Origin of the sequence: Acinetobacter sp. SFD, from assembly GCF_001647575.1 — a bacterium.
Classification (GTDB): domain Bacteria; phylum Pseudomonadota; class Gammaproteobacteria; order Pseudomonadales; family Moraxellaceae; genus Acinetobacter; species Acinetobacter pecorum.
The window spans coordinates 115750-126017 of sequence record NZ_LSZJ01000015.1 but is presented as its reverse complement, the minus strand read 5'-3'; the positions used below and the strand labels follow the sequence as shown (position 1 = coordinate 126017).

The window sequence follows — 10268 nt, the reverse complement described above, 5'->3', positions numbered from 1 at the left end:
ATCATGCTGCCAGGATCTGATCCATGATCTGGCTCGGTCAAGCCGAAGCAACCAATATATTCACCGGTTGCTAATTTTGGTAAATACTTCTGCTTTTGCTCTTCAGAACCAAATTCATTAATGGGTACCATCACCAGAGAGCTTTGTACGCTGGCCATTGAACGGTAACCTGAATCGACACGTTCAACTTCACGGGCAATCAGGCCATAACTGACATAATTTAAACCTGCACCACCGTACTGTTCCGGAATGGTTGGGCCTAGCAGACCAAGTTCACCCATCTCACGAAAAATAGCCGGATCGGTTTTTTCATGGCGGAACTGTTCCAGTACCCGCGGCATCAGTTTGTCTTGACAGTACGCTGCCGCTGCATCGCGGATCATGCGCTCTTCTGACGTCAGTTGCTGTTCAATTAAAAATGGGTCTTGCCAATCAAATCTAATTTTTGTCGTCATTTTAAGATGTCCTTATTTTAAAATTATGAGATTAGGCGGTTGCTTGTTTAATCATTTCACGCGCAATAATAATTTGCTGGATTTGTGTGGTTCCTTCATATAAACGGAACAGACGCACATCACGGTAGAAACGTTCAATTGAATATTCACTGATATAACCTGCACCACCATGGATCTGCAAGCAACGGTCAGCGACACGGCCACACATTTCAGTTGCAAACATTTTGGCACAAGAGGCTTCAGTCGTAACATTTTGGCCAGCATCACGCTTACGTGCTGCATCCAGTACCATACATTTCGCAGCATAAATTTCAGCTTTCGAGTCGGCTAACATGCCTTGAATCAACTGGAAATTCGCAATGGGCTGACCAAACTGTTTGCGTTCCACTGCATAGTTAAGTGCGTCTTCCAGCATACGCTCTGCCATGCCGACGCTATAACCGGCAATGTGCAGACGGCCCTTGTCCAGAACGCGCATTGCTGTTTTAAACCCAATCCCTTCTACACCGCCAATCAGCTGATCTTTATGCACTTTACAGTTATCAAAAATTACATCACAGGTATAGGAACCATGTTGGCCCATTTTCTTATCAATTTTACCTAGGCTTAAACCAGGTGTGCCTGCTTCAACTAAAAATGCTGAAATACCGCTCGCACCTTTAATCTCTTGATTGGTACGTGCCATCACGGTAAATGTTGTGGCACGTGGCGCATTGGTGATAAAGCGTTTAGTTCCGTTTAAAATATAATAATCGCCGTCTTTGACTGCACTGGTTTTTAAAGCAGCAGCGTCTGAGCCGGAATCAGGTTCGGTCAAACAGAATGAACCAATAATTTCGCCTGTTGCATAACGCGGTAAATATTTCTGTTTTTGTTCTTCTGTACCGTCGATGATGATGCCACTTGAGCCAATGCCGTTGTTAGTACCAATTAAAGAGCGGAAGGCAGCCGATGTCTGACCCAACTCCATCGCGACCAGAATTTCTTCTTCCATGGTAATGCCTAAACCGCCATATTCTTCTGGAATCGTCAGGCCAAACAAGCCCAGCTCTTTCATCTGTTCCACAATATGTTCAGGAATGGCATTGTTCTCTTCTACTTCATGCTCAAGAGGCACCAGTTCATTTTTTACAAAATCGCGAATCGTTGACAGAAGTTGGTCTAGCATTTCCGGATCACGAATCATATGAATCTCCATGGATATAATTTAGGTAAATTCCTTTACCCTTATTTTTGTTTCGTATTACGAAATAAATAATCATATAAAATCATTTTGAGCAAGTAAAATTATTAAAAATTTTATTTTTTAAACAAAAAATGAAATTTCTCTGGTATTCCAGTTGATTTGTGTTTAAGATTTAATTTCACGATACGAAATATTTTGATGAATAATTGTTTTATTTATCAGTTTTTTTGAATAGATAATTAAACCTTTTTTCTTGCTGTAATACTTATCGATCCCTGACTCTTTCGGAGAAATCGAAACTTCTTAAATGTGTGGGCTACGTATTAAACCTAAAAAACTAGATGATTTCATATTGTCTTTAAACTTGGGTAACAGGATTCTTTCCGACCACAAATAATTTCGGTACTATTTCCTATATTTTATCTTTTATAGAAGTGTTTTATTTTGTATCGTGAAATTATGTTGCTATCATATTCATTAATTTAACTTTAATTGCCCTGACCATGACAAAAAATAAAACTGGTGAAATTCCCAACTTTGATGAAATCCGTTTAGATCCGATTTCACATATTCATAGAGAAAATAATCCTCAATTTATTGCATCTATTGCGCGTGGATTGGAAATCTTGCGTTGCTTTTCAGCGACCAATCAATTGCTTGGCAATCAGGAAATTGCACAATTAACCAACTTACCCAAGCCAACTGTGGCCCGTATTACCAGCACCCTGGTTTCTTTAGGTTATTTAAAACAACTACCGAATACCACGAAATATCTGTTGGATGTTGGCGTATTGGCTTTGGGTTATGCAGCTTTGAGTAATATTTCTGCGCGGACTCAGGCTTATCCGTTTATGGAAGAAATGTCCCGTTATTCCCAAGCCCCTGTGGCAATGGCTACCCGTGACCGTTTGAGCATGATTTATCTGGAAGTGGTACATACAGAATCGACGCTAACCATGCGCCGCCCTGTCGGTTCGACTTTACCGATTCATAGCAGTGCCATGGGACGGGCCTGTCTGGCAGCGATGGATGTGAAGGAACGCGAATATTTATTTGATGCCATCAAGAAAAGAAACGAAGATCAGTGGCCAACCATCAAGCGTAATCTGGAACGTGCAATCCGTGATTATCAGGATTATGGCTACTGTCTGTCTTTAGGTGACTGGGCTAAGGATGTGAATTCCGTGGCAGTTCCGTTGGTTCACCCCAAACATGGGATATTAACGTTTAACTGTGGTGCCCCAAGTTATCTGTTAAATCAGGAAAAACTGGAAAATGAAATTGGACCGCGTCTGATTCACATGGTGAATAATATTGCAATGAATCTCAATAACATATAAAAAATTAATTATCAGAGCGACATTAAGTCGCTCTTTTATTGAATACCCAATCTACACATCTTCTTCCTTTATCCAGAATTCTCAGCAAACCTTTTTAATGCTGCGAAATAGATAAGATTTAAAAAAGATAAATTCCTATTCCAAATAAAAAGATCAAAAATAAGCTTCATAACCGATTTAGATAATGCTATAAATATCGTATAGCGAAATTGGATTTTATATTATGGAAGATATAACAAGAGAATCGATGGAGTTTGACGTCGTCATCATAGGCGCAGGCCCTGCGGGTCTTTCTGCTGCGATCAAAATCCGTCAACTTGCAATTGAAAACAACTTAAACGATTTGTCCGTTTGTGTCGTAGAAAAAGGCTCCGAAGTCGGTGCACATATTCTGTCTGGTGCTGTGCTTGAACCACGTGCCATGAACGAGCTGTTCCCCGACTGGAAAGAACAGGGCGCCCCGCTGAATGTCCCGGTGACCGAAGATAAAACCTTCTTCCTGCTGTCAGATGAAAAATCACAGGAAGCACCGCACTGGATGGTGCCTAAAACCATGCATAACGATGGCAACTATGTCATCTCGCTCGGCAACGTGGTGCGCTGGTTAGGCCAAAAAGCGGAAGAGCTGGAAGTATCGATCTTCCCGGGCTTTGCCGCCTCGGAAATTCTGTATCATGCCGATGGTACAGTCAAAGGCATCCAGACCGGTGACATGGGTATTGGTAAAGATGGCGAACCAACACATAACTTCACTCCAGGTTATGAACTGCATGCCAAATACACGATTTTTGCTGAAGGCTGCCGTGGTCACCTCGGTAAGCGTTTAATCCAGAAGTTCAATCTGGACAAAGATGCTGATCCGCAACACTACGGGATCGGGATTAAGGAACTCTGGGAAATCGATCCTGCCAAGCATAAACCGGGTCTGGTGATGCACGGTGCCGGCTGGCCACTAAATGAAACTGGTTCTTCAGGTGGCTGGTGGTTATACCATGCTGAGAATAACCAGGTGACCCTGGGCATGATCGTGGATCTGTCCTATACCAACCCGCATATGTATCCCTTCATGGAAATGCAGCGCTGGAAAACCCATCCATTAATTAAGCAATATCTCGAAGGTGGCAAGCGTATTTCCTATGGTGCGCGTGCTGTGACCAAAGGTGGTTTTAACTCGCTACCGAAATTTACTTTCCCGGGTGGCTCGTTAATTGGGGATGATGCCGGCTTCCTGAACTTCGCCAAGATCAAGGGTTCTCATACAGCAATGAAATCTGGCATGCTCTGCGGTGAAGCGGTATTTGAAGCGATTGCTGCCGGTGTAGAAAAAGGCGGTGATCTGGCGGTGGCACGTGTGGTAGAGGGTGAAGATTTCTTTGTCAAGGAACTGACCGCGTATACCGACAAGTTCAACCATAGCTGGCTGAAAGAAGAGCTGTACAGCTCTCGTAACTTCGGTCCTGCCATGCACAAGTTCGGTCAATGGATGGGAGGTGCATTCAACTTCATCGACCAGAACGTGTTTAAAGTACCGTTTACCCTGCATGACCTGCTGCCTGACTTCAAGGCATTAAAAACTGTCGATGCAGTGAACTTCAAGCCGACCTATCCAAAACCAGATGGCAAGCTGACGTTTGACCGCCTGTCTTCAGTGTTTGTGTCGAACACAGTCCATGAAGAAAACCAGCCTTCGCATTTGAAACTGACTGACCCGTCCATCCCGGTTGAAGTGAACCTGCCAAAATGGGATGAGCCTGCACAGCGTTACTGCCCGGCGGGTGTCTATGAAATCATGGAAAATAATGACGGTTCCAAGCGTTTCCAGATCAATGCAGCCAACTGTGTGCACTGCAAGACCTGTGACATCAAGGATCCGTCCCAGAACATCACCTGGGTGACACCGGAAGGTGGTGGTGGTCCGAATTACCCGAATATGTAAGGTAGTTCCTGTGAAGGAGAAAAATACATCTATTTCTCACATTCACATACCCAATCTTGAAGCAGTTAGTATTAACACTTCACTTTAATTTTTTAGGTAATTCCAGTTCCCTCGGGAGCTGGAATTAATAAGTTAGAATAGAAAATAATATAAAAGATTGCATATAGGGTCAGAGATAAAAATGGCCTACTCGAAACCGAGTAAGCCATTTTTAAGATTTAAAACAAATAACGAAAAATTTTAGTCATTCATTAAGATTTTTGATTTACTACAAACTTGGCACGCGCTGCATGCAATTTCTTATAGCTGTCAATTAAACGTAGATGACGATCCAGCCCTTCAAGGTGCATGTTGGTTTCGGTCAAACCATAGAAACGAACTGTGCCTTCGATTGAACCGAGAACGGCATCCATACGGGCATCACCAAACATACGGCGGAAGTTGTGTTCATAATCTTCCAGTTCCATTTCATCATCCAGAATGACTTCCAGAACGACATTCATGCACTGATAGAACAGGCCACGTTCAACGGTATTGGTATTGAACTGCAGGAACTGCTCAACAAGATCTTTGGCTTCTTCAAATTGCTGCAAAGCCACATAAATCAGCAGTTTCAGTTCCAGAATCGTCAGTTGACCCCATTCAGTATTTTCATCGAACTCGATACCGATCAAGGTTTTGATCTCGGTATAGTCATCCTCATCTGCTTCTTCCAGACGCTCAACCAGTGCTTCCAGTTGTTCATCATCCAGACGGTGAAGATTCAGGATATCTTCACGATATAACAAAGCCTTGTTGGTATTGTCCCAAACCAGATCTTCTACCAGATAAATTTCCGAATAGCCCGGTACCAGAATACGGCAAGCTGTTGCACCTAGATGCTGATACACCGCCATATAAACTTCATGGCCCATGTCTTCCAGAATTGTGAATAATTCCTGAGCTTCATCCGCATTTGAGTTTTGACCATTATTGGTGAAGTCCCACTCGACAAAATCATAATCTGACTTCGCGCTGAAGAAACGCCAAGACACCACACCGCTTGAGTCGATGAAATGCTCAACAAAGTTATTCGGTTCAGTTACTGCATTGCTGCTAAAGGTTGGCTTTGGCAGATCATTCAGACCTTCAAAACTACGGCCTTGTAACAACTCAGTTAGACTGCGTTCTAATGCCACTTCAAAGTTAGGATGGGCACCGAATGAGGCAAATACACCGCCGGTACGCGGGTTCATTAAGGTGACACACATGACCGGGAACTGACCGCCTAAAGATGCATCTTTGACCAGAACCGGGAAGCCCTGTTCTTCCAGACCTTTAATACCTTCAACAATTTTTGGATATTTTGCCAGAACCTGTTCAGGCACTTCCGGTAGTGCAAGTTCACCTTCCAGAATTTCACGTTTAACAGCACGCTCAAAAATTTCAGACAGACATTGTACTTGCGCTTCAGCTAAGGTATTGCCGGCACTCATACCATTACTTAAGTAAAGGTTTTCAATCAGATTCGACGGGAAATAAACGGTTTCACCATCAGACTGACGTACAAATGGCAATGAACAGATGCCACGTACTTTATTACCCGAGTTGGTGTCATATAAATGTATACCCAATAACTCATCTTCAGGATCATAAATTTCACGGGTATGTTCATCTAAAACTTCTGCAGGTAGTTCGCCATTCGGACCTGGCTGGAACCACTTTTCATCTGGATAATGCACAAATTCTGCATTGGCAATATCTTCACCCCAGAACTGGTCGTTATAGAAGAAGTTACAGTTCAGACGCTCAATAAATTCACCCAAAGCAGATGCCAGCGCACTTTCTTTGGTCGAGCCCTTACCGTTGGTAAAGCACATTGGCGACTGCGCATCACGAATATGCAATGACCAGACATTCGGCACGATATTACGCCAAGACGCAATTTCAATCTTCATGCCGAGGCCTGCCAGAATGGCAGACATATTGGCAATGGTTTCTTCCAGTGGAAGGTCTTTACCCGGAATGAAAGTCGTATGATCAGAAGCCAGACTTGGCATTAACAAGGCTTGAGCATCCGCATCGATACTTTCCACTTCTTCAATGACAAATTCAGGACCGGTTTGAATTACTTTTTTGACGGTACAACGGTCTATCGAACGTAAAATTCCCTGGCGATCTTTTTCAGAAATATCAGCCGGCAGTTCCACCTGAATTTTAAAAATCTGTTTATAGCGGTTTTCAGGATCAACAATATTGTTTTGCGAAAGGCGGATATTATCGGTTGGAATGTCACGTGCTGCGCAATAGACTTTGACAAAATAAGCCGCACAAAGTGCTGATGACGCCAGAAAATAATCGAATGGGCCGGGTGCCGAACCATCGCCTTTATAGCGGATCGGCTGATCGGCGATTACCGTGAAGTCATCGAACTTGGCTTCCTGGCGAAGATTATCGAGATAATTGACCTTAATTTCCATGTGGATACCTAAATATTCTTATGTGCCGTCACGGACAGATAAGATGCTGAATCTGAATATACAAGCCGGTTCACGGAGGAGAACTTGAATGAAAAATAGAAAATGGTCAGGTTATACCATTTGACTAAGTGTCTGGATAACGCTGCCGAGAATGGGCGTTATTATAGAATTATTTTATGAAATTGATAATATTCGTCTGAAATTCTGGCAGATTAAACCAGACCTTCAGTCTTTCCTGAGCTGCCGGAGCATGAATCAACTTCAAGTCATGAATTATATTATCAATTAACGTTACGGATAAGGCAGATTTTCACCTGCCTAGTCTGAGATAACTTTAGAAATCATAACTCAGTGCAAATACTGCAAGATTACGCTGCTTGTCATCATAGCGGTCATAACCGCCAAAGATATATTCACCTGACACACTCAACTGCGGTAAAAGCGCATAACTGAGTCCGGCAGAAGCATAACGAAAGGCAAACTGCTTTTCGGTATCGCCCAGTTCACCGCCCTCATATTTTCCTTCATCGTTAAAATAGCTCCCTGCTGCCGTAACGCTGGCATTCAGGCGATCATTCAACTGATGGTTCAGGTTAAGTGTATAAAAGGTATCGCCCTGATTGGCATAAGCCACATCATACAGATAGGTCGATATGCTGACGCCGATACTAGTCTGATCATTCAACGCACGACTTACATTTAAACCCAGCTCATTTCCGGTAGTATGCTTGCCGCCCGGATAATAATAGGTTGCGTTCCATAGATCCCAATCATAATTTTCGCTGCTATGGGTATAACCCAGCAGAAAGTCATGCTCGAATTTGTCTGAACGATGTCCCGGACGCCCCTGTACTTCGGCATAAGAGTATCCAAGCGTAGAGCCCCAATATCCGACATAAAAATTACCATAAGCCAGATTCAATGCAGCCTGTACAGCAACGTCGTCATTTTCAGGTGCATTGGTCAAACCGCGGGAGACGTATTTGGAGACCACACTCAAGTTTCCGCTTGCTTTTATTTGTTTTACTTCCGCATCATCAGCATAACAGTAAAAACTTGAAACAGCAGCACAGCCAAACAGCACTGTTTTTTCCAACATTCTCATAAAATACAAATTATATAAAGCAAAGCATGAATAAGTCCAAAACCCGTGAGGGTCTTATAAAGCTTTGGGGTAAAAGTAAATTTCACTTTATTCCCGCTGGCACTTTGCAACAGGAATAAAGTCATTAGTTAAGCGCGAGGCGCCTTGTAAAAAGGTGCAGATGAAGGCGCAAGAGCAGGTTTGCCACGAATATGGTCTGCCAGTTTTTCAGCGATCATAATCGTAGTTGCATTGAGGTTGCCGGTAATGATCAAAGGCATTATCGAGGCATCAATCACACGCAACCCCTGCATTTCATGTACGCGTCCATGACCATCGACAACCGCCATGTCATCCTCACCCATTTTACAGCTACACGATGGATGATACGCGGTTTCTGCATGATTACGAACAAATTCATCAATTTCAGCATCTGTTTGTAGATGTTTTCCTGGACTGATTTCTTCACCACGATAGGGATCTAATGCCGGCTGATGTATGATTTCCCGGGTAATGCGGATGGCATCGCGGAATTCACGCCAGTCCTGTTCGGTACTCATATAGTTGAAAAGAATACTTGGATGCTCAAACGGGTCTTTGGATTTCAGACGAACACGGCCACGTGACGGCGAACGCATAGAGCCCACATGAGCCTGAAAACCATGTTCATGAATGGCATTGGTGCCATTATAATTAATCGCCACAGGCAGGAAATGATACTGGATATTGGGCCAGTCAAATTCGTCTGAAGAGCGGATAAAACCACCGGCTTCAAACTGATTACTGGCCCCAATACCTTTACCTAAAAATAACCATTCAGCGCCAATCATCGGCTGGTTATACCACTTGAGTGCCGGATATAAGCTGACAGGTTTTTTGCATTTATATTGCAGGTACATTTCCAGATGGTCTTGCAGGTTTTCACCCACACCTGGCAAATCCTGAACCACCGGAATATCCAGACTTTTTAACAGTTCAGCCGGACCTACACCAGAGCGTTGCAGGATTTGCGGTGAGGCAATCGCACCACCACATAATAAAACTTCACGATCCGCAAAGACCTGAATCGGCTGTAAGGTATTTTGTCCTTCAAAATATTCCACACCAATTGCCTGATTACGATTAAACAGAATCCGGTTGGTCATGGCGTGGGTAATAATCGTAAGATTATCCCGGCCTTTGGCCATATCCAGATAACCACGTGCTGTACTGGAACGACGGCCTTGCGGCGTTACGGTACGGTCCATCGGCCCAAAGCCTTCCTGCTGATAGCCATTCAGGTCATCAGTACGTGGATAACCGGCCTGTACACCGGCCTCGACCATGGCATGGAACAGTTCATTATTCCCATTTTTAGGTGTTTCGACCGAAACCGGTCCAGAATCACCATGATAATCATTGCCGCCAATATCGCGCGTTTCAGCTTTTTTATAATACGGCAAACATTCGGCGTAGCTCCAGTGTTCTAGCCCCTTCAGGCTGGCCCACTGTTCAAGATCCATAGCATTACCGCGAATGTAACACATGCCGTTAATTAATGAAGAACCGCCCAGCCCCTTGCCGCGCCCGCACTCCATACGACGGTTATTCATATGTGGTTCAGGATCGGTCAGATAGGCCCAGTTATAACGGCGTCCCTGTAATGGATAAGCCAATGCAGCCGGCATTTGTGTTCTGAAGTCTAGACGGTAATCCGGCCCACCCGCTTCCAGCAGCAGGACTTTCACATCCGGATCTTCAGTTAAACGCGCTGCGAGCACATTTCCTGCCGAACCTGCACCGATAATAATATAGTCGTAATTCATCCA

Annotated in this window: 7 protein-coding genes; 2 read left to right on the top strand and 5 right to left on the bottom strand. The window is 43.8% G+C overall.

Annotated features, from left to right (window positions below; all coding sequences use genetic code 11):
- Together AY605_RS12815 and AY605_RS12810 are read right to left on the bottom strand one after the other, a co-directional pair.
- Nucleotides 1-455, bottom strand: a 455-nt coding sequence (locus tag AY605_RS12815) for an acyl-CoA dehydrogenase family protein (protein WP_171254974.1), incomplete at its 3' end; no start/stop codon positions are given.
- Nucleotides 456-486: 31 nt separating this feature from the next.
- Complete coding sequence (locus AY605_RS12810; protein WP_064096839.1) at nt 487-1641, bottom strand: acyl-CoA dehydrogenase family protein; 1155 nt, start codon at nt 1639-1641, stop codon at nt 487-489.
- Nucleotides 1642-2144: 503 nt separating this feature from the next.
- Between AY605_RS12810 and AY605_RS12805 the strand changes: the two genes are divergently transcribed.
- Together AY605_RS12805 and AY605_RS12800 are read left to right on the top strand one after the other, a co-directional pair.
- On the top strand, nt 2145-2981 hold the full coding sequence (locus AY605_RS12805; protein ID WP_004280319.1) for an IclR family transcriptional regulator: 837 nt from the start codon (nt 2145-2147) through the stop codon (nt 2979-2981).
- Nucleotides 2982-3204: 223 nt separating this feature from the next.
- Nucleotides 3205-4917, top strand: coding sequence for an electron transfer flavoprotein-ubiquinone oxidoreductase (locus tag AY605_RS12800; RefSeq protein WP_064096768.1), 1713 nt, complete (start codon nt 3205-3207; stop codon nt 4915-4917).
- Nucleotides 4918-5168: 251 nt separating this feature from the next.
- Here AY605_RS12800 and AY605_RS12795 read toward each other — a convergent pair whose 3' ends face one another.
- The 3 genes from AY605_RS12795 to betA form a co-directional block, all read right to left on the bottom strand.
- On the bottom strand, nt 5169-7376 hold the full coding sequence (locus AY605_RS12795) for an OsmC domain/YcaO domain-containing protein (RefSeq protein WP_064096767.1): 2208 nt from the start codon (nt 7374-7376) through the stop codon (nt 5169-5171).
- 334 nt (nt 7377-7710) lie between these two features.
- Entirely contained in the window at nt 7711-8481 is a 771-nt protein-coding gene (locus tag AY605_RS12790) for a hypothetical protein (RefSeq protein ID WP_064096766.1), read from the bottom strand.
- 128 nt (nt 8482-8609) lie between these two features.
- Nucleotides 8610-10265 (bottom strand): choline dehydrogenase, encoded by a 1656-nt coding sequence (betA, locus tag AY605_RS12785; RefSeq protein ID WP_064096765.1) that lies wholly within the window; start codon nt 10263-10265, stop codon nt 8610-8612.
- Between the last annotated feature and the right edge of the window lie 3 nt (nt 10266-10268).